Source organism: Bittarella massiliensis (ex Durand et al. 2017) (assembly GCF_001486165.1).
GTDB lineage: Bacteria > Bacillota > Clostridia > Oscillospirales > Ruminococcaceae > Bittarella > Bittarella massiliensis.
Window position 1 is genome coordinate 528272 of record NZ_LN908975.1, and the last position, 22412, is coordinate 550683.

The 22412-nt window shown below is 63.0% G+C and carries 21 protein-coding genes; 17 read left to right on the top strand and 4 right to left on the bottom strand.

Annotation, left to right across the window (positions count from 1 at the left end; all coding sequences use genetic code 11):
- Window positions 1–28 precede the first annotated feature (28 nt).
- Window positions 29–2044 carry an HAD family hydrolase gene (locus BN3266_RS02820; RefSeq protein ID WP_059003604.1) on the top strand — a complete coding sequence of 672 codons (2016 nt, stop codon included), beginning with the start codon at window positions 29–31 and terminating at the stop codon, window positions 2042–2044.
- A gap of 101 nt (window positions 2045–2145) precedes the next feature.
- Here BN3266_RS02820 and BN3266_RS02825 read toward each other — a convergent pair whose 3' ends face one another.
- Complete coding sequence (locus tag BN3266_RS02825; protein ID WP_059003606.1) at window positions 2146–2721, bottom strand: hypothetical protein; 576 nt, start codon at window positions 2719–2721, stop codon at window positions 2146–2148.
- 5 nt (window positions 2722–2726) lie between these two features.
- Entirely contained in the window at window positions 2727–3311 is a 585-nt protein-coding gene (locus BN3266_RS02830; protein ID WP_059003608.1) for a chitin-binding domain-containing protein, read from the bottom strand.
- A 594-nt stretch (window positions 3312–3905) separates the two neighbouring features.
- On the opposite strand from BN3266_RS02830, the gene BN3266_RS02835 reads away from it, so the two are divergent.
- The 15 genes from BN3266_RS02835 to BN3266_RS02905 all read left to right on the top strand — a co-directional run bounded on the left by BN3266_RS02835 (window position 3906) and on the right by BN3266_RS02905 (window position 19108).
- A complete protein-coding gene (locus tag BN3266_RS02835; RefSeq protein WP_154668950.1) occupies window positions 3906–5876 on the top strand; it encodes a hypothetical protein in 1971 nt (656 codons plus the stop codon).
- Complete coding sequence (locus tag BN3266_RS02840) at window positions 5873–6502, top strand: hypothetical protein (protein WP_154668951.1); 630 nt, start codon at window positions 5873–5875, stop codon at window positions 6500–6502. Before BN3266_RS02835 ends, BN3266_RS02840 begins: the two co-directional genes overlap by 4 nt.
- Before the next feature lie 402 nt (window positions 6503–6904).
- A complete protein-coding gene (locus tag BN3266_RS02845) occupies window positions 6905–7990 on the top strand; it encodes a PucR family transcriptional regulator (protein ID WP_021660332.1) in 1086 nt (361 codons plus the stop codon).
- Between the two features lie 18 nt (window positions 7991–8008).
- On the top strand, window positions 8009–8689 hold the full coding sequence (gene ftsE / locus BN3266_RS02850) for a cell division ATP-binding protein FtsE (RefSeq protein ID WP_021660333.1): 681 nt from the start codon (window positions 8009–8011) through the stop codon (window positions 8687–8689).
- Window positions 8686–9591, top strand: a complete 906-nt coding sequence (gene ftsX, locus BN3266_RS02855; RefSeq protein WP_059003613.1) for a permease-like cell division protein FtsX — start codon at window positions 8686–8688, stop codon at window positions 9589–9591. Before ftsE ends, ftsX begins: the two co-directional genes overlap by 4 nt.
- A 31-nt stretch (window positions 9592–9622) precedes the next feature.
- Window positions 9623–10822, top strand: coding sequence for a murein hydrolase activator EnvC family protein (locus tag BN3266_RS02860; RefSeq protein ID WP_059003615.1), 1200 nt, complete (start codon window positions 9623–9625; stop codon window positions 10820–10822).
- Window positions 10823–11057: 235 nt separating this feature from the next.
- Window positions 11058–12425, top strand: a complete 1368-nt coding sequence (locus BN3266_RS02865) for a S41 family peptidase (protein ID WP_059003618.1) — start codon at window positions 11058–11060, stop codon at window positions 12423–12425.
- Between the two features lie 162 nt (window positions 12426–12587).
- Window positions 12588–13343, top strand: coding sequence for a hypothetical protein (locus BN3266_RS02870; RefSeq protein WP_059003620.1), 756 nt, complete (start codon window positions 12588–12590; stop codon window positions 13341–13343).
- Window positions 13344–13441: 98 nt separating this feature from the next.
- Complete coding sequence (gene greA / locus BN3266_RS02875; protein WP_021660339.1) at window positions 13442–13918, top strand: transcription elongation factor GreA; 477 nt, start codon at window positions 13442–13444, stop codon at window positions 13916–13918.
- A 117-nt stretch (window positions 13919–14035) separates the two neighbouring features.
- Window positions 14036–15952 (top strand): lysine--tRNA ligase, encoded by a 1917-nt coding sequence (gene lysS / locus BN3266_RS02880; RefSeq protein WP_059003622.1) that lies wholly within the window; start codon window positions 14036–14038, stop codon window positions 15950–15952.
- Window positions 15953–16441: 489 nt separating this feature from the next.
- Window positions 16442–17152 (top strand): YhfC family glutamic-type intramembrane protease, encoded by a 711-nt coding sequence (locus tag BN3266_RS02885; RefSeq protein WP_154668953.1) that lies wholly within the window; start codon window positions 16442–16444, stop codon window positions 17150–17152.
- On the top strand, window positions 17143–17559 hold the full coding sequence (locus tag BN3266_RS02890; RefSeq protein WP_059003625.1) for a DUF3887 domain-containing protein: 417 nt from the start codon (window positions 17143–17145) through the stop codon (window positions 17557–17559). The genes BN3266_RS02885 and BN3266_RS02890 overlap by 10 nt, the downstream gene beginning before the upstream one ends.
- A gap of 72 nt (window positions 17560–17631) precedes the next feature.
- Complete coding sequence (locus BN3266_RS02895; RefSeq protein ID WP_021660346.1) at window positions 17632–18288, top strand: histidine phosphatase family protein; 657 nt, start codon at window positions 17632–17634, stop codon at window positions 18286–18288.
- Window positions 18289–18308: 20 nt separating this feature from the next.
- Window positions 18309–18749 carry a Holliday junction resolvase RuvX gene (ruvX, locus tag BN3266_RS02900; protein WP_059003627.1) on the top strand — a complete coding sequence of 147 codons (441 nt, stop codon included), beginning with the start codon at window positions 18309–18311 and terminating at the stop codon, window positions 18747–18749.
- Window positions 18746–19108: a VOC family protein gene (locus tag BN3266_RS02905; protein WP_059003628.1), complete on the top strand. Its 363-nt coding sequence runs from the start codon at window positions 18746–18748 to the stop codon at window positions 19106–19108. The genes ruvX and BN3266_RS02905 overlap by 4 nt, the downstream gene beginning before the upstream one ends.
- A gap of 92 nt (window positions 19109–19200) precedes the next feature.
- Here the strand turns inward: BN3266_RS02905 and BN3266_RS02910 are convergent, their stop codons facing one another.
- Together BN3266_RS02910 and BN3266_RS02915 are read right to left on the bottom strand one after the other, a co-directional pair.
- Entirely contained in the window at window positions 19201–19920 is a 720-nt protein-coding gene (locus BN3266_RS02910; protein ID WP_059003630.1) for a tRNA threonylcarbamoyladenosine dehydratase, read from the bottom strand.
- A 946-nt stretch (window positions 19921–20866) separates the two neighbouring features.
- A complete protein-coding gene (locus tag BN3266_RS02915; protein WP_021660351.1) occupies window positions 20867–21211 on the bottom strand; it encodes a DUF1292 domain-containing protein in 345 nt (114 codons plus the stop codon).
- Window positions 21212–21468: 257 nt separating this feature from the next.
- On the opposite strand from BN3266_RS02915, the gene BN3266_RS02920 reads away from it, so the two are divergent.
- The gene (locus BN3266_RS02920) at window positions 21469–22170 is read left to right on the top strand and encodes a peptidylprolyl isomerase (RefSeq protein WP_082671610.1); all 702 of its coding nucleotides are present in this window, start codon (window positions 21469–21471) and stop codon (window positions 22168–22170) included.
- The last annotated feature ends 242 nt before the right edge of the window (window positions 22171–22412 follow it).

Here is a 22412-nt window from a genome sequence, read left to right on the forward strand (position 1 = left end):
GCAGGCGGTCTGACATCGCTCTCTTCCGGTGCCGCTGAACGTCTCCGGCCAGGAGGAGATCTTTGTCGAGCGCAGCGAGAAGCGCGCCCGGGAACTGGCGGCGGAGGCCCCCTCCGGCACCTTTGACATCAGCGAGCGGATGGACCGGGAGATGCGCCAGGCGGTGGTCGAGGCCGAGAGCCTGGACACCCGGGAGCTGCTGCGCCGGGCGCGGGCGCCCAAGGTGTCCCAGTTCACCATCGAGCACGGGGCCATCGGCGACGCCGAGGCCTTTACCGGGGAGGAGGAGTCGGCCTACACCCAGGCCGAGGACGAGGAGGACTTCCTCACCGACAAGGACGAGCACACCGCCCTGGAGAAACTGATCTCCCTCAAGGGGAAGCTGAAGATGCGCATGGGCATCACCTTCGCCCTCTTCCTGCTGCTGTGCTACCACAACCTGGTGCCGGTCTTTGGGCTGCCGGTGCCCGCCTTCCTCTCCCCCGGGGAGGGGCCCTATCTCTACCTGGGGCTCAACTTATTGCTGCTGTTGGCGGGGGTGTTCTGCTGCACCTCCACCGTGGTCAACGGCTTTCTCTACACCTTTACCCTCAAGGGGGACAATGACTCCCTGGTGGGGCTGGCCTTCTTCGGCTGCCTGGTGCAGGCGGCGGTCCTCTTTGCCAACCCCGGCTATCTCAAGAGCCCCGACGTCTTTCTCTACTCGTCGGTGGCCATGTTCTCCCTCTTTTGCAACTGCATGGGCAAACTCAACATGGTGCACCGGGTGCTGCGCAACTACCGCTTCATCGCCTCGGACAGCGACAAGTACACCACCGAGATGGTGGAGCCGGCCTCCCTGGCGGAAAACATCGTCAAGGACCTGGCCATCCGCGAGCCGGTGCTCTGCTACCGCAAGCGCAGTCAGGTGCTCGACGGCTTTGTCTCCCACAGCTTTTCCGAAGACCCCTCCGACCGCTGGGCGCGGGTGGCGTCGGGCATCTGCCTGGTGCTCTCCCTGGCGGTGGGCTGCGGCCTCTACTTCTTCAGGCAGGACCTGGTGGGGGCGGCGGGGGCCTTCTCCCTGCTGCTTTGCCTGTCGGCCCCCTTCTCTTTGATGTTTGCCTTCAACGTCCCCTTCAGCCGCACCTGCAAGACCCTCAACCGCTATGGCGGGGTGCTGGCGGGCTACTCGGCGGTGGAGCGGCTGTACGACCTCAACGGGTTGGTGGTCAGCGACACCGACCTCTTCCCCCGGGGGAGCGTGCTGCTGCACGGCATCAAGACCTTCGGCGGGGAGCGGATCGACGAGGCCATCCTCAAGGCGGCCAGCGTCCTCTGCGCCGGGGAGTCTGACCTGAAGCCGGTGTTTATGAAGGTGATCGAAAACCGCACCGACATCCTGCTGCCCTACGACAGCTTTGCCTACGAAAACGCCATGGGCTACTCCTGTTGGATCGAGAACAAGCGGGTGCTGGTGGGCAACCGGGAGCTGATGCGCAACCACGGCATCGACCTGCCCTCGGCCGACTACGAGGCCAAGTACCGCAAGGAGGGGGAGCGGGAGCTGCTCTACCTGGCCACCTCGGGCGAGTTGACGGCCATGTTCGTCCTCAGCTACACCCCCAACGAGCAGGTGGGCCAACTGCTGTCCCGGCTGGACAAGACCGGCGCCCTGATTGCGGTGAAGACCGGCGACCCGGGGCTGACGGTGTCCCGCATCTCCGAGACCTACGGCCTGCCGGAGGACATGTTCACCCTGGTGCACAGCCACACCGCCGCCCAGCTGGACGCCCTGCACGACGACCGGCCGGGGGATTGCGGGCTGACCACCATGGGCTCCTTCCTCTCCTTTGCCCAGGGCATCCTCTGCGCCCTGGGGGCCAAGAGCGGGGTGCTGGCGGCCCTGGTGGTGCAGTTTGTGGGGCTGGGACTGGGGGTGGCCCTGGCGGCCCTCTTCGCCCTCACCGGCGGCGCCGGACAGTTGAGCACCGCGGTGGTGCTGGGTTACCAGTTTATCTGGCTGGTGCTGACCGTGGCCCTGCCCGCCCTGAAAAAACAGTAACTCTGCGGCAAAAAGCCGCGATGCAATAAAAAGAGAGAGGGCGGCTTCCCCCAAACGGGAAGCCGCCCTCTTTCTTTGTCTGCACGGACAGGCAGAGCGGTCTATTTGAGCCCGGCTTTTTGCAGGGTCTCGTCGCTCTGGGCGTCGACCCAGGCCTGCAGCCGCTGCTCGGCCTGGGGACAGTGGTACTCGTCGATGACCAGGTCGCCCTTCTGGTTCTTGTAATAGGTGAAGGAAATCTCGTCGCCGGTGCGGATACAGGCACTGGGCTCATAGTCGCTGGCGGGGAAGACGCGGTAGGTGTCGGCGGTGCCCTCAGGCAGGCGGATGGAGTAGGCGGTGTAATATGTCTTGTAGGCCGCACCCTTGCCGCCCAGGTAGTCGCTATTGCTGTAACTGCCGGCGACGACCCCCTCGGCCTGGTGGAGTTCCCGCCCTTCCCAGGCCCGGTCGAGGGCCATCTTTTCGCCGTTTTTGGTGTAGTCAAAGCCGCTTGAGAGGATGTCGACAGGCTCTTCTCCCGGGAAGACAGACACCGCGACACCCTTGTTGTTGTCCGGTGGGGGCTGGGTGAAAAATATGCGGTCGATCCACTCCATGAGAAGGGGGCGCAGGGCGACCCCCACCACCAGGACGAGAACACAGATGAGAAAGATGAGCCCCTTTTTGTTTTTCACGGCAGTTACCTCCCTTTGAGCCCGGCTTTTTGCAGGATCTCATCGCTCTGGGCGTCGGTCCAGGCCTGCAGCCGCTGCTCGGCCCGGGGACAGTGGTACTCGTCGATGACCAGGTCGCCTTTCTGGTCCTTGTAATAGGTGAAGGAAATTTCGTCGCCGGTGCGGATACAGGCATTGGGCTCATAGTCGCTGGCGGGAAAGATGCGGTAGATGTCGATGGTGCCCTCGGGCAGACGAATGGAGTAGGCCCAGTAGTAGGTTTTGTAGGCAACCCCCTCGCCGCCCAGGTAGTCGCTCTTGCTGTAACTGCCGGTGACGACCCCCTCGGCCTGGTGGAGTTCCCGCCCTTCCCAGGCCCGGTCGAGGGCCATCTTTTCGCCGTTTTTGGTGTAGTCGTAGCCGTTGCAGATGAGATCGACAGGGTACTCCCCCGGAAAGAGGGACACCGCGACCCCTCGGTTTTCATCCAGAACAACGGGCTTTTCTATAAAAGTGTACCAAATCCAGTCCATAATGAGGGGGCGCAGGGCGACCCCCACCACCAGGACGAGGACGCAGATGAAAAAGATGAGCCCCTTTTTGTTTTTCACGGCAGTTTTCCTCCTTTTATCAGTATAACAGGGGGAGAGCAGAAAAGATATGGAATATCTGCACATTTCGATTCTTTTTGAACTATTTAAAACTACAAATTGATGTTATTTTATATAATATGATTGATTTTTTTCGCGAAAGGGCTATGCTGGATGTAGAAGAATGATCCCGCCGGACGGAGGGTTGGAGCGGTAGGGGGCGCCCTGCTGCTCTTATTAAAAAGAGAGGCGATCAGGATGGCGAAGGGATTGGAATGCCGGTGGCTGCGGCTGTGGCATCCCTTGCCTTTCCACCCTTGCCGGTGGCGCAGGCGGTCTGACATCGCTCTCTTCCGGTGCCCGCTGCCGGGAAAGAGGAAAAATCGTTTCCCCCACAGCCGGCCAGGGGTGGGAGTGGTTTTCGGCGCGCCCGACGTATTTCCAAGGGCCTCTGGCTTGGGTAGGCCACGGATAGCCGCCGTGGGCGGAGAAAGGCCCTGGCAGTGCCAACGGCTGAAGGGGTGGGGACACCCATTGTCCACAATGGATAGAAGGCGGAGGGTAGGGGGGCACTGGCCAAGCGGTGCCTCCCTGTTTTGAAAGGGGATGGGCCTGGTGAAGAGGCTGGTTTGTTTGACGGTGCAGCGGTTTCGCAAGAAATCCCTGCTCTTTGCGGTGATCCTCTCTCTGGCGGCAGCCCACTTTCAGTGCCTCTCCTACCTGGGCGGGCCGTTTTCAAAATACGCGGTGGAAGCGGTCAACCCGTCGATGGTCAATGCCATGCTACTGAGCTACTCCCTGGTGCCGTTTCTCTTCTGCCTTTTCATCGGGTATGAATTGAGCGAGGGGATCCGCGCCGAAAATCTGCAGGAGGTCTGGGGGACCGGCAGAAACGGCCTGGGGCGGGTGGTATTGGCCCATCTGCTGGTGCTGGCGGGCTTTGCCTTCCTGCTGACCCTGCAGTACGGGGGGTACAACCTCTACGCCTGCCTGCGCTACCAGGGGGCCACGGCGGGGTACGGGCTCAACCTGCTGGGCGCGCACCTGCTCTACCTCTTCCTGCCCTGCTTTGCGGCCTGTCTCATGGGAACGGTTCTGGCTCTTTTTGCCGGGCGATACACCGCCTACGGGGTGATGGTGCTCATCGGCTACCTCTCCTCTAGCCTTTTTGCCGAACTGCTGGAGGCGGTCAACATCTTTGGAGGGAGGGCTGCCGGGCGGCTGCTGACCCTCTTCACCCTGCCCTTCCAGAGTCGGTCGCTCTTGGACGAGGACTACGGCTTTGGCCTGGAGGGGTACCGGTTTTTCCGGGTCGCCTTCTGGCTTCTGTTGCTGGCGGGCCTTCTCTGGCTGGGCTGCCGGATGCGGCGGCGCTGGCCTGCGCTGCTGTGCGGGGGGCTGGCGGTCCTCTGCGTCGGGGGCTTCTTTTTCCGCGGGTCGGCCTTGGTGCGGGAAGAAGGCCCGGACAGGACATCGGATGTGCTCTATTTTTACTACAGCGAAAATCCTGTCCGAGACCAGCCGGCGGACTTCGCCGTTCGCTCCTGTGACCTGAAGCTGAAAATCACCGACCGGCTCAAGGGGACGGCCGTCCTCGCGGTGGAGAAAAACGAGGTGGGGGCGGACTGCCGCTTCACCCTCTACCACGGCTACAAGCTCACCTCCCTCACCGACGGGGCGGGCGATCCCCTGGATTACAAGCGGGAGGGCGACTACCTGACGGTCTACCCTCCTGCGGGGGAGCGGTTGGAGGAGCTGGTCTTTCAGTACAGGGGCGAGGGTGGGCTCTCCTACTCCAACCGGCAGGCGGTCTTTCTGCCGGCGGGGTTTGGCTACTACCCCCTGGAGGGGTGGGTACCCCTGTATGAAGAGGACGAGGTGCCCTTTGCCGCCGTGGGGGCGGAGAAGGACTTCACCTTACAGGTGTCGGCCTCCTGCCCGCTGGAAGTCTCCCTTCCCCCGGCGGAGAAGGGGTATGCCGGGCGCACCCAGGGGGTGACCCTGCTGGGTGGACTGGTGACCCGCGGGGACTGCGGGGGGATGGAGCTGGTGAGCGCCTCCCTCTCCCACCGCATGGGGAACATCTTCTGGGACGAGTACCAGAGCCGGCTGGACGCGGCCGCCCAGCTGGGGTTTGGCTTCTCCGACAAGCTAAAGGACAAACCGGTCTTTCTCACCGACCAGTCCGACTGGGCGAACTACACCCCCTTTGTGGAGTTCTCCGACCACTACCTCTGCCGTGTCCCGCCCATGCGGTGGGTGGCGGACGAATTCGTCCACCAGGCGCTGGCGGATGCGCCGGAGAAGGAGAAGGTGGCACAGACGGCCATCTTACTGCTGGACGAGCGCACCCGCAAGGCGTTCGAGGTCAACTGTGTGGGGGCGGGGCTGCCGGAGCCGATGCTGGGGGTCATCGACCTGGACAGGTGCGGCGGCTGGACGGTGGTGCAGCCCTTTGGCGAGGCGGTGTTCCGCCTGGGGGAGGAGCCGGTGATCGCCCAGGTGAAAGCCTACCTGGCCGACGGGACCGACACCCGCACCGCCCTGGAATTTTTGAATGACCTGCGCAGGGGGGCGGAGGGATGAACCGATTGTGTTACTGGAAGATGCGGGGGATGGGCTGGTGGTACCTGCCGCCGCTGATCGCCCTCTGGCTGGTGCTGCCGGGGATGCTGGCCATCTGGTACCATCAGGACCCGCTTCTGGCCGCCACCAGCTACCTTCGCCTCTGCGAGCAGGTGATCCCCCTCTTTTCAGTCTGGTGGCTGGTGATGGCCCGCAAGGAGGAGCTCACCGGCGACGGGCGGGAGCTGCTCTACATCTACGGGGGTTACCGGGGCCGGTTGGGGCCGGTCCTCTTCACCCTGGTCTGGTACCTCCTCCATGCGGCCCTGCCGGTGGCGGCGGGGGTCTGGCTGCTGCCGGAGATGGGGGCGGAGCACCTGGCCAAGACCGGGGCGCAGGTCCTCTTTGTCTGGGGGCTCTGCCTGCTGCTGATGGAGCTCCTGCGCTCCCTGGCGGTGCCGCTGCTCCTCTGCGCGGCCTACTGCTTTGGCGCCTATCTGCTGGAGCGGGAGGTCATGGAGCAGACGACCATCTTTTTCGACGTGCACACCGGCCCGACCTTCTGGCCCAAGTGCGGGATCATTGCGGCGGCGGGGCTGCTGCTGGCGGCCCTGGGGTGCTGGGGGCTGCGGCGGATGCGGGAGTGAAGGCCCTCTTTTGAGAGGGCCCCTCTCCCCTCAAAAGAGGGGGGAAAGCGCCCCAGAAGGGGAGCGGACAAAAGCCGGGCGAGTTCGCCCGGCTTCCTCTTTTTCCCTGTAAAACCGTTATTTTACCCCCTTGCCGTTCACAGAACGTTAAAATTGCAGTCACAATTGTAAACTATACTGCCAATTGCAGGGGTGATTCCCTCTGTTCGCTTTAGTATTGCACAATTTCGTGAAATATCTTCGCGTTTTATATTGCACAAATACCAAAAGCTGTGTACAATATAGATAATATGGTTTGGCAATACTGGCATTTTCCACAATGGAGGTGGCCGGGTCCCCCGCCTCGGCGGGGCCCTTTTGCCGCCAGGGCCATGCACCTTCGGAAAAGAGAGGAATCGCACTATGTCTAACAGATTATTTCAGGGCATCATCCACCAGATGAAAGACACGGTGGACCGGGTCATCGGTGTGATCGATGACAAGGGGAACGTCATCTCCTGCAGCGAGCTGACCAAGATCGGCGATGTATTTGAGGGCTGCAATCTGCAAAATGCCAATTTGAAGGAGTGCTTTGTCAAAGAGGGCTATACCTTCAAGCCCTTTGGCACCAACGAAAAGGGCGACTACGCCGTCTTCGTGGCCGGCATCGACGACATCTCCGCCAGCTATGCGGGGCTTTTGACGGTGGCGCTGACAAGCATCAAACAGTACCACGACGAGAAGTACGACCGCAACAACTTCATCAAAAACGTCATCCTGGACAACATCCTGCCCGGCGACGTCTACGTGAAGGCGCGGGAGCTGCACTTTGGCACCGACGCCCACCGCATCGTGCTGTTGGTGCGCACCGTGGGCAAGACCGAGGTCTCGGCCTACGATGTGATCGTCAACCTCTTCCCCGACAAGCAGAAGGACTTCATCTTCAACATCTCCGAGACCGACACCGTCATCGTCAAGGAGATCCACCCCGACATCGAGACCAAGGACATCGAGAAGCTGGCCCGCAGCATTGTGGACACCCTCTCCAGCGAGTTCTACATCCGCTCCTTTGTGGGCATCGGCACCGTGGTCACCGGCATCAAAGACCTGGCCCGCTCTTTTAAAGAGGCCCAGGTGGCGCTGGAGGTCTCCAAGGTGTTCGACGCCGAGAAGACCATCGTCTCCTTTGACAAGCTGGGCATCGCCCGGCTGATCTACCAGCTGCCCACCACCGTCTGCGAGATGTTCCTCAAAGAGGTGTTCCAAAAGGGCTCCATCGACCAGCTGGACCAGGAGACCCTCTTCACCATTCAGCGGTTTTTCGAGAACAACCTCAACGTGTCCGAGACCTCGCGGGGGCTGTTTGTCCACCGCAACACCCTGGTCTACCGGCTGGAGAAGATCAAAAAGCTCACCGGGCTGGACCTGCGGGAATTCGATCACGCCATTGTCTTCAAGGTGGCCTTGATGGTCAAGAAATATCTGAACTCCAACCCTGTGAAATACTGATATTGAGGCAGTTTTTACATGATTGAATTCAAAAATGTGTCCAAGGTGTACCCCAACGGCACCTATGGGCTCAAGGACGTGAACGTCCGCATCGACGACGGGGAATTTGTCTTTGTCCTGGGCGCGTCCGGCGCGGGCAAGTCCACCTTTTTAAAACTCATTATGCACGAGGAGAAGGTGACCTCCGGCGAGCTGGTGGTCAACGGCTTCTCCCTGGCCGGGCTCAAGCAGCGGGAAGTGCCCAAGCTGCGCCGGTCCATGGGCATCGTCTTTCAGGACTTTCGCCTGATCCCCTCGATGAACGTCTACGACAACGTGGCCTTTGCCCTGCGGGTGACCGACACCCCCTACCGGGAGATCCGCAAGCGGGTCCCCTTTGTGCTGGATCTGGTGGGGCTCATCCACAAGGCGAAGAACATGCCAAACGAGCTCTCCGGCGGGGAGCAGCAGCGGGTGGCGCTGGCCCGGGCCCTGGTCAACAAGCCGGCCCTCATCATCGCCGACGAGCCCACCGGCAACATCGACCCCGAGATGTCCATGGAGATCGTGGACATGCTCGACTCCATCAACAAGGTGGGTACCACCATTTTGATGGTCACCCACGAGCACGAACTCATTCGCCGGTACGACCACCGGGTCATCACCATTGAGGGCGGTTCGATTTTGAGCGACCGGCCGGATTGGAGGGATGCGCGGTGAAGGGAAGCGGAACGGGATACCTGGTCAAAACCGGGATCAAGAGCATCTGGCACAACAAGCTGATGAGCCTGGCCTCCATCGCCGTGCTCAGCGCCTGCCTGATGATTTTGGGGGTCGCGGCCCTCTTTTCGGTCAACATGGGCGAGGCCCTGGCCTATGTGGAGAGCCAAAACGAGATCGTGGTCTTTATCGCCGAGGAGGCCACCGACGAGGAGCGGGCCGATTTGGAGGCGCTGGTGGCCGGCACCGGCAACATCGAGAGCTACCAGTACATCTCCAAGGAGGACGCCCTCAAAGAGACAAAGGAGGAGTTCGGCCCCGACTCGGCCCTGCTGGACGGGCTGGAGGAAGACAACCCTCTCCCTGCCTCCTACCGCATCAAACTGCAAAACCTCGACTATATGTACGACACCGTCTCCACCTTCCAAAATGCCCCCGGGGTCGAGACGGTCAGCTATCCCCAGGACGTGGCGGAGACCATCGTCTCGCTGAAGAACATGGTCAGCATCTTTGGCATCGCCATCATCGCCGTCTTTGTGGCGGTGTCCCTGGTCATCATCTCCAACACCATCCGCCTGACGGTGTTCGCCCGCCGGCGGGAGATCAACATCATGAAATACGTGGGGGCCACCAACGGCTTCATCCGCCTGCCCTTTGTGGTGGAGGGGATGTTCATCGGCCTGCTGGCCGCCCTCATCGCCTACTTTGCCGTCTGGGGCGGGTACCAGGGGATCATGAACATGATTATGGGCACCACCTCCCAGTTCTTGCAGTCCATGGCCGACAGCCTCATCCCCTTTGGCGAGATCTGGTACTGGGTGCTGGCCGGCTTTGCCCTCACGGGGATGGGGACCGGCGCCCTGGGCAGCGTGCTCTCCATCCGCAAACACCTGAAAGTCTGATCGCTTTTTCCAAATGAAGGAGGTCTTTCCCATGCATCGAACCCACAGAAAAAAGGCGGTGGTGTCCCTGCTGTTGGCCCTCGCCATCACCCTGGCGGGGCCCTTTGGCGGAACACAGACGGCCAAGGGCGCGTCGGTGGACGATCTCAACTCGAAATACGACCAGCTCGACGACAAGATCAACGACCTGCAAGACAGCATCAACGACCTGAAAAGCTCCAAGTCGGAGGCCCAGGCCCAGAAGGAGCAGCTGGACGAGCAGCTCTCCCTGGTGCGCCAGCAGGTGGCGGTGCTGGAGGACAAGATCACCGCCCTCAACACCCAGATCGCCGAAAAAGAGGCCTTTATCACCCAGAAGGAAGAGGAGATCGCCGACAACGAGGAGCTCTTCCGCAAGCGGCTGCGGGCCCAGTACATGTCCCCCCGGACCGACGGGCTCACCGCCATCCTCGGGTCGGAGGACTTCAGCCAGATGCTCGTGAAGATGGACACCATGACCCGCATCGCCGACCACGACAAGCAGCTCATCGAGCAGCTGGAGCGGGAGAAGCAGGAGATCGTGGACGCCAAGAACGAGTTGGCTGCCAACAAGGCGGACATCGAGGCCTCCAAGTCCCTGCTGGACGCCAAAAAGGCTCAGTTGGCCAGCCAGGCCGAAGAGGTGGGCAACAGCATCTCCTCTCTGGAGGACCAGCAGGCCATGAACGAAAAGCAGGTGGCCCAGTACCGCTCTGAGCAGAAGGCGGTGCAGCAGCAGATTTCCGATCTGCTGGCCTCCTACGAAAATGCGGGCGACACCATGGGCGACAAGTACGTGGGCGGCCAGTTCCAGTGGCCGGTGCCGGGGTACTACCACATCTCGGCCCCCTACGGCAAGTCGGCGGCCTACGGGTGGGAGTTCCACACCGGCATCGACATCTCCCGCGGCAGCCAGGCCAGCATCTACGGCAAACCCATCGTGGCCGCCAACGACGGCAAGGTGGCGGTGGTCCGCTACGGCAACACCGGCTACGGCAACTATGTGATGATCGACCACGGCGGCAGCCTCTACACCCTGTACGGGCACACCAGCTCGATCGCGGTGAAACAGGGGCAGTACGTCAAAAAGGGGCAGACCATCGCCTATGTGGGCAGCACCGGGAACTCCACCGGGCCCCACCTGCACTTTGAGGTGCGCAAGGGCATCAGCTACGGCAGCGACGTCAACCCCATGCCCTACCTGCAGAGTTAACGCATAGAGTCCGCCCCCGCAGGGCGGTGAGAGAGGGCCGGTTTTGCCGGCCCTCTTTTGCGCGCAGGGCGGCCCCGGCGCGATTGGGGCTGTACCCCAGGGGGCAGGATGTGCTATAATATGATAAATATCGTTTGTTTTCACCGGGCGCCCCGGGCACCCGGCTTGCACGCGGCCGCAGCGGCCGCGATCCCGCCCGCGCCCTTTGCCGCGGGCAGAGAAGGCGGTTTTGTCTATGAATAAAAAAGTTTCTGTGGGGGTCCTCATCTCCCTGTTGGCCATGGTCTGCGCCCTGACCTTCACCATCACCATGGTCCTCTCCATCGGGCTGTTCGACAACAAGATGAACTCCACCAAGAGCCGGGAGGCCATGTACTCCAAAATCTCCGAGGTGGACACCTACGTGCGGGACAACTACGTAGGGGAACTGGCCGACCAGAACCTGATGGACGCCATGCTCAAGGGCTATGTCAGCGGGATGGGGGACAAGTACGCCCGCTACTACACCGTGGAGGAGTGGAACAGCATCGAGTCCACCTTCAACGGCGCGGTCACCGGCATCGGGGTGGCGGGGAAGGCCGATACCTCGGGCTATATCCGGGTGACCAAGGTCTACGACGGCTCCCCCGCCAAAGAGGCCGGCATCGAGAAAAACGACCTGATCATCGCCGTGGATGGGCAGGACGTGCTGGCCATGGGGGTCACCAAGGCCATGGCCCTGATCCAGGGCGACCCGGGCTCCAAGGTCAAGGTGGACTTTCAGCGCGACAGCGTGAAAAACAGCGTGGAGATCATCCGCAAGAGCATCACCGTCCCCTCGGTGGAGTACCAGAACCTGGACGGGGTGGGCTACATCCGCATCTTTGAATTCAACAACACCACCGCCTCCCAGTTCGACTACGCCCTCAACCAGCTCAAGAGCGCCGGGGCCAGAAGCCTGATCTTCGACGTGCGGGACAACTCCGGCGGCCTGACCAAGGTCACCGCCGAGATTTTGGACACCCTGGTGCCGGAGGGGACCATCCTCTCGGCCGAGTACAAGAGCGGGGAGCAAAAGACCCTCTACACCTCGGGCAAGAGCGAGGAGACCCTGCCCATGACGGTGATCGTCAACGAGAACACCGCCTCGGCCGCCGAGATGTTCGCCGCCGTGCTGCGGGACTTCGGCAAGGCCAAGCTGGTGGGGACCGGCACCTACGGCAAAGGGGTCATGCAGGAGTACAAACAGCTCTCGGACGGGTCGGGCATCGACATCACCGTGGCCTACCTGGTCCCCCCCTCTGGGGAGAAGTTCAACGAAACCGGGCTCAAACCCGACTACAAGGTGACCCTCAGCACCCAGCAACAGCAGCAGGCCCACATGCTCACCGTTGAGACCGACCCCCAAATCAAAAAGGCCGTCGAGGTGGTGAGCGCCGGGAACAACGCCCAGGGCAGCGCCAACGCCTCCTCTTCCGCCCCTTCCTCCGAGGGCCAGGGGGAAGATGGCCAGCCGGAAGGCGGCGAGGGCGAAGGCGAGAGCAGCGCCCCGGAGGGCGGGTCCTCCGACGGCGGCGAGGGACAGGAGGCCGCCTGCGGCCCCCGCAGCTGGTACGCCTTTTAAAGAAAAAGACGAAATCCGTCCCCTTCTCCCCTGCGGAGAGAGGGGCGGATTTTTAGTGTCAACATGTGAAAGGCCACTGGGCGCTGCCTTCTCTCCCCGCCCGAAAAGGGGGGAATACCCCCCGCCGCCCCCTCGTATACTGGGAAAAAGGAGGGATGGCGGATGGTGGTGCTGTTGCGGGCCGACGAGAGGCCGTTTCCCCGCAACCTCTTTGCCCGGGTGAAGTGTGAACCCCTGCGGGAGAAGGGCTATCTCCTGCACCGGGTCACCTACCCCAGCAGCCGCAAGCTGCAGGCCTTTTTGCGGGCCCAGGAGGGGCCGGTCTATACGGTGGGGGAGGAGGAGCCGGACCCCGCCTTTCGCCGCGGCCTGGTGGAGGGGGCGGCGGAGCAGCTGCTCTCCCTGTTGGGGGAGGAGGCCTGCCGCCTGCGGCTGCTCCTCTGCGACAGGGAGGGGGATTGTCGGGAACTGGTGGCCCGCTGCCTGCGCCGGGTCAACACCCTGACGGTGGCCACCGACCGGGTGGAGGAATATCGCGCCTTTGCCGAGGAACACTTTCTGCAGACCGGGGCGCTCTTTGCCGTCTCCCCCTGGACGGAGGCCGAGAAGGCCCTCGGCCAGAGCGGTGGCGCGGTGCTGGTGCTCAACCCCCTGGGGGAGGAGGTGTGGGCCCCGGGCTGCATCGTCCTGGGGGGCGGGGGCGGCATCGGCGTGGAGCCGGCCGAGTGCGCGGGGCTGCCGCTGGACTGGGTCTGGGCCCTCTGCCGGGACGGGCAGGTGGAGCCCGCCTACCTCTTTTGCGACGAGTGGGAGGTCTCCGCCAAGCGGCGCATCTCCCTGGGGGAGCTGGCGGAGTACGTGCGCCGCCAGTGCGTCCCCGCCCGGGCAGAGGCCGCCGGCGGGGGGCGGGGGCGGTGAGAAATCCGCCTTGACATTGGCAGTCCCACTCCCTATAATATATATATTGCCTTGGCGTGCCTGGGTGCCCGCCGTTTACGGAAAGGAAGAAGAAACCATTGGATAAGCAGCTTATCGTGACCGAAGAAGGTCTCAAAAAACTGGAAGACGAGCTGGAGCAGCTGAAGACGGTTCGCCGGCAGGATGTGGCGGAGAAAATCAAGGTTGCCCGTTCTTTTGGCGACCTTTCGGAAAACAGCGAGTACGACGAGGCCAAGAACGAGCAGGCCATGGTGGAGGCCCGGATCGCCCAGCTGGAGCAGCGTTTGAAAAACGTGCGGGTGCTGGACGAGGACGACATCGGCACCGACCACGTCAACGTGGGCTCGGTGGTCAAATGCACCTGCGACGCCTACGAGGGGGAGGACAACTTCACCATCGTCGGCTCGACCGAGGCCGATCCCCTGTCGGGGAAGATCAGCGACGAGTCGCCGGTGGGCAAGGCCCTGATGGGCCACCAGCAGGGCGACACGGTCGAGGTGGAGTTGCCCAGCGGCCAGCTGGTGCACTACACCATTGTAAAGATCGGCAAATAGTGCCCCGCCCCGCCGGTCAAGCGGCGGAGAGCCAAACAGTTGGGTTGCAAGGAGCGGAGCGAAGAGTCCGCTCCTTTTTTAGAGTGAATCGCAAGGACGAAAAAGGGGGATTTTTTCGTGGAAAATGAGAGATCAGTCAGCGCCCCGGCAGAGGGCAGCGAGCTGGCGGTGCGCCGCCAGAAGCTCGAGCGGCTGAAGGCGGAGGGGCGCGACCCCTTTGTCATCACCAAATTTGAGGTGAGCGCCCACGCCGCCGAGATCCAGCAGGATTTCGAGCGGATGGAGGGGCAGATCGTCTCGCTGGCCGGGCGGCTGATGGGCCGCCGGGACATGGGCAAGGCCAACTTCATCGACCTGCAGGACAAGACCGGCCGCATCCAGATCTTCGCCAACATCGGCGGCCTGGGCGAGGAGGCGTTCGCCGAGTTCAAAAAGTGGGACATCGGCGACATCATCGGCCTGACCGGCGAGGTGTTTCGCACCCGCCGGGGGGAGATCTCGGTCAAGGCCCAAAAGATGACCCTCCTCTCCAAATCCCTGCAGCCGCTGCCCGAGAAGTTCCACGGGCTGACCGACACCGACACCCGCTACCGCCAGCGCTACATCGACCTGATCATGAACCAGGACGTGCGGGAGACCTTCATCAAGCGCTCGGCCATCATCCGCGAGATCCGTAACTTTCTGGACGGCCAGGACTTTGTGGAGGTGGAGACCCCCATGCTGGTGGCCAACGCCGGGGGCGCCGCGGCCCGGCCCTTCTCGACCCACTACAACGCCTTGGACGAGGACATCAAGCTGCGCATCTCGCTGGAACTCTACCTCAAGCGGCTGATCGTCGGCGGACTGGACCGGGTCTACGAGATCGGGCGGGTCTTCCGCAACGAGGGGCTGGACACCCGGCACAACCCCGAGTTCACCCTGATGGAGCTCTACCAGGCCTACACCGACTACAACGGGATGATGGATCTGACCGAGAACATGTTCCGCCACGTGGCGCAGAAGGTCTGCGGCACCACCCTCATCCCCTACGCCGACGCCATGATCGACCTGGGCAAGCCCTTTGAGCGGATGACCATGACCGAGGCGGTGAAGAAGTACGCCGGCGTCGACTTCGACCAGGTGCCCGACACGGCGGCCGCCAAGAAGCTGGCCGACGAGCGGGGGCTGCACTACGAGGAGCGCCACACCAAGGGCGACATCCTCAACCTCTTCTTCGAGGAGTATGTGGAGGAGCACCTGATCCAACCGGTGTTCATCATGGATCACCCGGTGGAGATCTCCCCCCTGACCAAGAGAAAGCCGGACAAGCCCGACTATGTGGAGCGCTTCGAGCTTTTCATCTACGGGCGGGAGATGTGCAACGCCTACTCCGAGCTCAACGACCCGGTGGACCAGCGGGAGCGCTTTGCCGAGCAGGAGAAGCTGCTGGCCCAGGGGGACGAGGAGGCCAACCACACCGACGAGGACTTCCTCACCGCGCTGGAGATCGGCATGCCCCCCACGGGCGGCATCGGCTACGGCATCGACCGGCTGGTGATGCTGCTGACCAACTCCCCGGCCATCCGGGACGTGCTCCTCTTCCCCACCATGAAATCCATCGGCGGCGAGAAGAAGGCGGCCTCCGCCCCCTCTGCGGCAGCAGCGCCGGCGGAGAAGATCGACTTCTCCCAGGTAAAGGTAGAGCCGATTTTTGAGGAGCTGGTGGACTTCGAGACCTTCAGCAAGTCGGATTTCCGCGCGGTAAAGATCGAGGCCTGTGAGGCGGTCCCGAAGTCGAAGAAGCTGCTCAAGTTCACCCTCAACGACGGGACAGACCGCAGGCGGACGATTTTGAGCGGTATCCACGAGTACTATGAGCCGGAGGAGCTGGTGGGCAAGACCGCTATCGCCATCGTCAACCTGCCGCCGAGAAAGATGATGGGCATTTCCTCCGAGGGGATGCTGATCTCGGCGGTCCACGAACAGGACGGCCGCGAAGGGCTGAACCTGCTGATGGTGGACGACCGGATCCCGGCGGGCGCAAAGCTGTACTAAATGCACGAAAGGCGCCCCGCTTGGGGTCGATCCCCTTTATCTGCGCCAGAGAATAAAAAGTCAACTTCCCGCCGCCCGCTCGGGCGGCGAAGGGCGGGCCTGCACCGGCGGTGAGCCGCGGGGGCAGACCCGCCTTTTTTGGCGCCCAGTGAGGGCGTGCTGGCGGGGAGAGAAAGCTGACAGCGCGCCCCGCCCCCGGCGTCTGGGGCCCCTTCATTCGCCCTTTTTGGGGTGCAGCCTCCCCCTGTTTATGGTATAATAGCCATAAACAGGGGGAGGGGTGCAAGCGCTGTTTGCCCCCTGCCCCATGGCCCGAAATGCCGCTGTGCGCCCGGCCCTTGCGGCGTCCTGAGCGGATGGCGGCGGCAATGCCGTTTATGCGCAGAAGGGCCCGACCCGATGTGCACCGTGAAAAGGCGCGGGGCCGAGGGCGGCTGAAAACCGGCCGGGTCGGCAGTCGGCCCGGCATAGCAAGAGGGGGGAGCGACCGTGGCGGCACTGGCGATGATATTCACCTTGGCGGTGTCGGTGGGGCTGCCCCTGGGGGCGCTTTTCTACCTGCTGGTGCGGCGGCGGGTCCTCCTGCGCCCCTTCTTGGCCGGGGTGGGGACCTTCCTCCTCTTTCAACTGCTGCTGCGCATCCCCCTGCTGGGTTGGCTCAGGGGGTGGGATGGGTTGGCCCTGTTGGCCTTTCGCAGCCCCTGGCTCTACGCCCTCTTCCTGGCCCTCACCGCCGCCCTCTTTGAGGAGGGGGGCCGCTATCTGGCAGCCCGACTGCTGCTGAAAGGGCGCACCGGCTGCGGGGAGGCGATGGCCTTCGGCCTGGGCCACTGGGGGCTGGAGGCCCTGGCCCTGGTGGGGCTGCCTCTCCTCCTCTCCCTTCTGGCGGCCCCGGGGCTGACCCTGGCCGCCGGGGCTGGGGGGCTCCTGGCGGCGGGAGTGGAGCGGGTGGCTGCCCTGCCGGTCCACCTGGCGGCCACCCGCTTGGTCTTTGCCGGGGTGCGCCGGTGCCGGGCGCTCCCGCTGCTGGCAGCTTTTGCCCTGCACACCCTGGTGGACCTGTTGGCCGCCCTGGGCCCCCTGGCGGGGCTGCCCCTCTGGGAGATCGAGGGCGGACTGCTGGCGGTGGCGGCGCTGCTCGCCGCCTGGATGATCGGGGACCGGAGGAGAGAGGGGAAGGAGAAGAGAGGATGCAGGTGAAAAAATGGTTGGGGACCGCCCTGGCGCTGGTGCTCGCCCTGGGTTGCCTGAGCGGCTGCGGCGGCAAACTGCCCGAAGGGTTTTCGCGGGACGAGGTGATCGCCCAGGCCAAGGCCGCCTCCCAACTGCTGGAGGAAGAGGACTACCAGGGGCTGGTGGCGTGCTGGCGGCCCGACCTTCGGGACGGCCAGTTGGAGGAGAAGCTGCGCCAGGCCTGGGAGGGGCTGGGCGGCCCCGAGCTGGGAGAGCGCAGCGAGTACACCGCCGAGGAGGCGGTGGGCAGGGAGGACGAAGGCGGCGAGCCCTATGTGGTGGTGCTGCTCATCGCCAAGTACGAACGGGGAAAGGTGCAGTACACCATCAGCCTCGACAAAGAGGGGCGGCTGGTGGGCTTTTACCTCAAATAAAATAGGACCGAGAAGAGAGACGGGGGGCGCCCTGCGGAGGAGCGCCCCTGCGAGAATTGGAGTTGTGTAGCCATGACCACCATCTACTTTGTGCGGCACGTACAGGCCGCGGGAAACATTCAGCGGACCTTTCAGGGCGCCATCGACACTGACATCAGCCCCCAGGGGGAGATCCAGTGCCAAAACCTCACCGACTACTTTGAGGATGTGGAGCTGGACAAGGTGATCTCCTCCCCCCTGCGGCGGGCGGTCCGCACCGGCGCGGCCATCGTCGGCGGGCGGGAGATCCCCCTCTACACCGACGAGCGCATCAAGGAGATCTCGGCCGGCGTCTGGGAGGGGCAGCCCATCGACCAGCTGGAGAGGGACTACCCCGAGGCCTTTCGCACCTGGCAGAGCGAGCCCTGGAACTTCGCCGTCGAGGGCAGCGAGACCATGCGCCAGGTCTTTGCGCGCTGCGCGGCGGCGGTGCAGGACATCCTGGCCCAGAACGCGGGCAAGACCCTGGCGGTGGTCTCCCACGGGTGCGCCCTGCGCTCCTGCATCGCCGCGGCGCTGGGGTTGCCGGTCGAGGGGTTGGGCCAGGTGGAGTGGGTCCGCAACGGCGGCGTCTCCAAACTGGTGTTTGCCGGTGACCAAATTCCCGGCAAAGCGGAATTTCAGGGCTACACCGGCCACATCGACACGGGCACCATCCTGCATGGCGGCACCTTTTACAGCCGCAAGTAGGGGCAAAGGGGGAAGAGAAGATGGTCATTTTGGGGGTGGACTACGGGGATGTGCGCACCGGCCTGGCCCTCTGCGACAGGGGGGAGATGCTGGCCCGTCCGGCCGGGGTCATCTGCGAGCCGGGGCTGGACAAGACCGTCAAGGAGATCGTGGCCTTTGCCCTGGACAACGGGGTGGAGCGGATCGTGGTGGGGCTGCCCAAAAACATGGACGGCAGCCGGGGCGAGCGGGCCGAACTCTGTGAGAAGGTGGCCCGCAAGATTGCCGGGCGGCTCAACGCCACCCCCATCCGGGTGGATCTGTTCGACGAGCGGCAGACCACCGTCTCGGCCATCGGCATCCTCAACGAGCAGAACATCCGCGGCAAAAAGCGGAAGGAGACGGTGGACGCGGTGGCCGCCACCCTCATTTTAGAGGCCTACCTCCGCCGCCGCAAGAACGAGGGGGAGGCGGAGAGATGACCGGGCTGACCGCCTTTTTCCCCACCCGTGACCTGGCGGCCTGCCGCCGCTTTTACACCGGGGCACTGGGCCTTTCCCTGCGCCAGGAGGGGGAGGGCCAGTTCATCGTGGACACCGGGCGGGGCTGCCTGGGCTTTGTAGACTACGGCGACGGCCGCCCTCTGGCCCAGGGGGTCTGCCTCTCCTTTGACTGCGCCGACCGGGCTGAGGTGGACGCAGTCTACGCCCGGCTGCAGGCGGCCGGCCTTCCCACCTTGGGGGAAGGGCCCTGCCACCACCCCCGCTTCCCGGTTTACTCCTTCTTTTTAAAAGACCCCAACGGCTACACCCTGGAGTTCCAGAAGATCGACGGGGAATAGCGGCAGTAGAAAAAGCGCTCTCCCATCCCCATTCTTTGGGGTGGGGGAGCGCTTTTGCAGACGGTGGAGAAAATGAGGTCCGCCTTTTCCCTTTAGCAGGGAAGGCCTAGCAGCCGCCGCACCACCAGCGAGGCCAGGGTGTACCCGGCCACCGGGGGGACAAAGGAGACGCTGCCGGGGGAGTGCCGCCCCTGAGGGGAGTCGTCGGCAAACCCCTCCGGCGGGCGGATGACGGGGGCGGTGGAGTAGACCACCTCCAGCCGCTCGATCCCCCGCTTGCGGCAGAGGGAGCGCATCACCCGGGCCAAGGGGTCGCCACAGCCGCCGGTGTCGTAGAGGTCGCCCAGGTGAAACTGGGTGGGGTCGAGCCGGTTGCCGGTGCCCAGACAGCACACCAGGGGGACACCGGCCCCCTGACAGCCCTCGATCAGGGCCAGTTTCGAGGTGACGGTGTCGATGCAGTCCACCACGTAGTCGGGCCGCCAGGCCAGCAGTTCAGGCAGGGTGTCGGCGTCGAGAAAGCAGTCCCGCTCCTCCACCCGGCAGTCGGGGTTGATGGCGCGCAGCCGCTCCCCCAGCACCGCGACCTTGCGCCGGCCGACGGTCTCGGCAGTGGCCAACAGTTGGCGGTTGCGGTTGGTGTCGTCCACCCGGTCGTGGTCCATCACCAGCAGGTCGCCGATGCCGCAGCGGCAGAGGGCCTCGGCCGCCGCGCCGCCCACCCCGCCGATGCCGATGACGGCCACCCGGCTGCGGCGCAGGGCGTCGCACCCCTCCTGGCCGATGACGAGGGCCTGTCTGTCCAGCCACATGGGCTCCACTCCTCTCTCGGATCGTCGAAAAATGCCCCTTGCCGGGGCAAAAATGGCAACAAAAATCCCGCGATGCCGTCTGCAGCCAAGTTAAAACCCGCTTTTTTCAAAACAGGGTGGATACGGGCTCCTTCGCACCGCGCGCTCCCTTCGTCCCCTTGCGGGGGAGGTCTGCAGTTGGTGAGAAGAGACGACCTTCCAATTACATACTTGTAGGATTATAAAAGGCTGCAACAAGTCGAACACCGCAGGACGGAGTATCTCTGCCACCGGCAGAGATACTCTTCGAGGCTACCCTCATTTTTTCTACGGAAAAAATGAGGGCTTTACGCCTCGGATGGGGTCGGAAGATAGATGGTACATGCCACCGTCAGAGATACTCTTCAAGGCTACACCCATTTTTTTAAGAAAAAATGGGTATTTTACGCCTCGTACAGGGTCGGAAGATAGATGGGGCCTATCACCGGCAGAGATGACCTTTGAGGCCACCCTATTTTCTACGGAAAACTGGGGTGCTTTGCGCCTCGGGTGGGGTCGGAAGATAGATGGGGCCTGCCACCGGCAGAGATACCCTTCGAGGTTACTCCCATTTTTCTACGGAAAAACTGGGGTGCCTTGCGCCTCGGACGGGGTCGGAAGATAGATGGTACATGCCATCGGCAGAGATACCCTTCGAGGCTACCCCCATTTTTCTTTGGAAAAATGGGTACTATACGCCTCGGACGGGGTCAGAAAATAGATGGGGCCTGCCACCGGTAGAGATGATTTTCGAGGCTACCCCTATTTTCTACAGAAAAACGGGGGTACTTTGCGCCTTGAACAGGGCCCAAAAGTTAGATGGGGCCTGCCGCAGGCAGATAGATCTTTCAATAGACATTCGGGAAACAGCGCGGAGGAGGGAGAGCCACGCTCCTATCCTCTTCAGCTTTCCCGGGGGAAAAGGGGGTTATTCCTCCTCTTCGATGTCGTAAAGGTCGCTCAAGCGCTCGATGAAGATTTGGGCGATCTCGCCGAACTCCTCGTCGTTTTGAATGGGGGTAAAGACCGCCTCTTCGCCCTCGTCCTCCTCCGACTTCATGATGACCAGTTGGCCGTCGCTCTCCAGCATCTCCTGGGGCTGGTCGTACATGGGGATGAGCGCGGTGTAGAGGACCCCGTCTTTTTCCATCGAGTCCACCAGCTCAAAGCTGTGTTCGCACCCGTCCTCGTCGCTCATGGTGACGATATAGGGCTCGCCGGTCTCCTGCTCGTTCTCGCTGCCCTCGGAAAGGGGCTCAAAATCCTGGGCCATGGGAATGACCTCCTCATTTGCTGATGGGCAAGGGGGCCTGTTTACAGGGGCCCTTGCGCGGGAGGCGGCCGGTCTCCGGCGCCTTCTCCCTGCCCTTATTGTACCCTCTTTACAGGGGGTTCGTCAACAGCAAAAGGGGGCCATTTTCCATCCCCGTCCCCGGCCGCCCCGATTTGCCAAAAAGCGCCCGCTTTTTCTTGCATTTGCCGCCAAAACAGGGTAGGATAGGGGTTGCAATCCGATCGGGAGGGCGCGCAATGAATTCAAAAATTTGGTCTGTCCCCCTGGCGTTGGCACTGGCTTGCAGCCTGCTCTTCGCCGGGTGCGGCACAGACAAAAAGGAGAGCGGAAGCAAGATGCCTATGCAGTTTCAGACCCCGGCCCAGGACGCGCCTGTGGCCGTCATGCACACCAACCAGGGGGACATCTCCCTGGTCCTCTTCCCCGAAAAGGCCCCCAAGGCCTGTGAGAACTTCCTCACCCACGCCAAGGACGGCTACTACGACGGGGTCATCTTTCACCGGGTGATCGAGGGCTTTATGATCCAGGGCGGCGACCCCGAGGGCACCGGCCGCGGCGGCCAGAGCATCTGGGGCCGCGTCTTTGAAAACGAGGTCAGCGGCGACCTGCGCCACTTTGTGGGGGCCCTCTCCATGGCCAACGCCGGCCCCAACACCAACGGCAGCCAGTTCTTCATCGTCACCGGCGACAAGGTGGACTCCTCGCTGCTGAAGCAGATGGAGCAGCTGGGCTGGCCGCAGGAGATCATCAAGGCCTACCGGGAAAAGGGCGGCAGCCCCCACCTGGACGGCGGTTACTCGATCTTCGGCCAGGTCATCGCCGGGCAGGAGGTGGCCGACGCCATTTCCAAGGTGGAGACCAGCGCCGGCGACAAGCCCAAAGAGGACGTGGTGATCCAGTCCATCGACGTGACCACCTACGGCGAATGGGCCCAGTAAAAAAAGAGAGCGGGGGCGCCCTGTCGGCTGCGATGCCGGCGGGGCGCCTTTTTGTCAAAGCCCCTCCCCGGCTGTGCCGGGGGACCAGAAAGGCGTTGGCGCTGCGGGGAGAATGGAAGTTCCTTTTGATACCATAAAAGTGCGGTCTGCCAACTGCACAAAAGGCTCAAACAACCCTGCCGGTGGGTCACCATTGCCCTGGGGGAGTAAAACCCGGTCGAACACGGCAAAGATTTGCGCCA

Bases quoted from the DNA above. Each gene is read 5' to 3' on its own strand.
- BN3266_RS02840 (WP_154668951.1), top strand. From the start codon at position 5,873: ATGAACCGATTGTGTTACTGGAAGATGCGGGGGATGGGCTGGTGGTAC.
- BN3266_RS02845 (WP_021660332.1), top strand. From the start codon at position 6,905: ATGTCTAACAGATTATTTCAGGGCATCATCCACCAGATGAAAGACACG.
- ftsE (WP_021660333.1), top strand. From the start codon at position 8,009: ATGATTGAATTCAAAAATGTGTCCAAGGTGTACCCCAACGGCACCTAT.
- BN3266_RS02860 (WP_059003615.1), top strand. From the start codon at position 9,623: ATGCATCGAACCCACAGAAAAAAGGCGGTGGTGTCCCTGCTGTTGGCC.
- BN3266_RS02865 (WP_059003618.1), top strand. From the start codon at position 11,058: ATGAATAAAAAAGTTTCTGTGGGGGTCCTCATCTCCCTGTTGGCCATG.
- BN3266_RS02870 (WP_059003620.1), top strand. From the start codon at position 12,588: ATGGTGGTGCTGTTGCGGGCCGACGAGAGGCCGTTTCCCCGCAACCTC.
- BN3266_RS02890 (WP_059003625.1), top strand. From the start codon at position 17,143: ATGCAGGTGAAAAAATGGTTGGGGACCGCCCTGGCGCTGGTGCTCGCC.
- BN3266_RS02895 (WP_021660346.1), top strand. From the start codon at position 17,632: ATGACCACCATCTACTTTGTGCGGCACGTACAGGCCGCGGGAAACATT.
- ruvX (WP_059003627.1), top strand. From the start codon at position 18,309: ATGGTCATTTTGGGGGTGGACTACGGGGATGTGCGCACCGGCCTGGCC.
- BN3266_RS02905 (WP_059003628.1), top strand. From the start codon at position 18,746: ATGACCGGGCTGACCGCCTTTTTCCCCACCCGTGACCTGGCGGCCTGC.
- BN3266_RS02910 (WP_059003630.1), bottom strand. From the start codon at position 19,920: ATGTGGCTGGACAGACAGGCCCTCGTCATCGGCCAGGAGGGGTGCGAC.
- BN3266_RS02915 (WP_021660351.1), bottom strand. From the start codon at position 21,211: ATGGCCCAGGATTTTGAGCCCCTTTCCGAGGGCAGCGAGAACGAGCAG.
- BN3266_RS02920 (WP_082671610.1), top strand. From the start codon at position 21,469: ATGAATTCAAAAATTTGGTCTGTCCCCCTGGCGTTGGCACTGGCTTGC.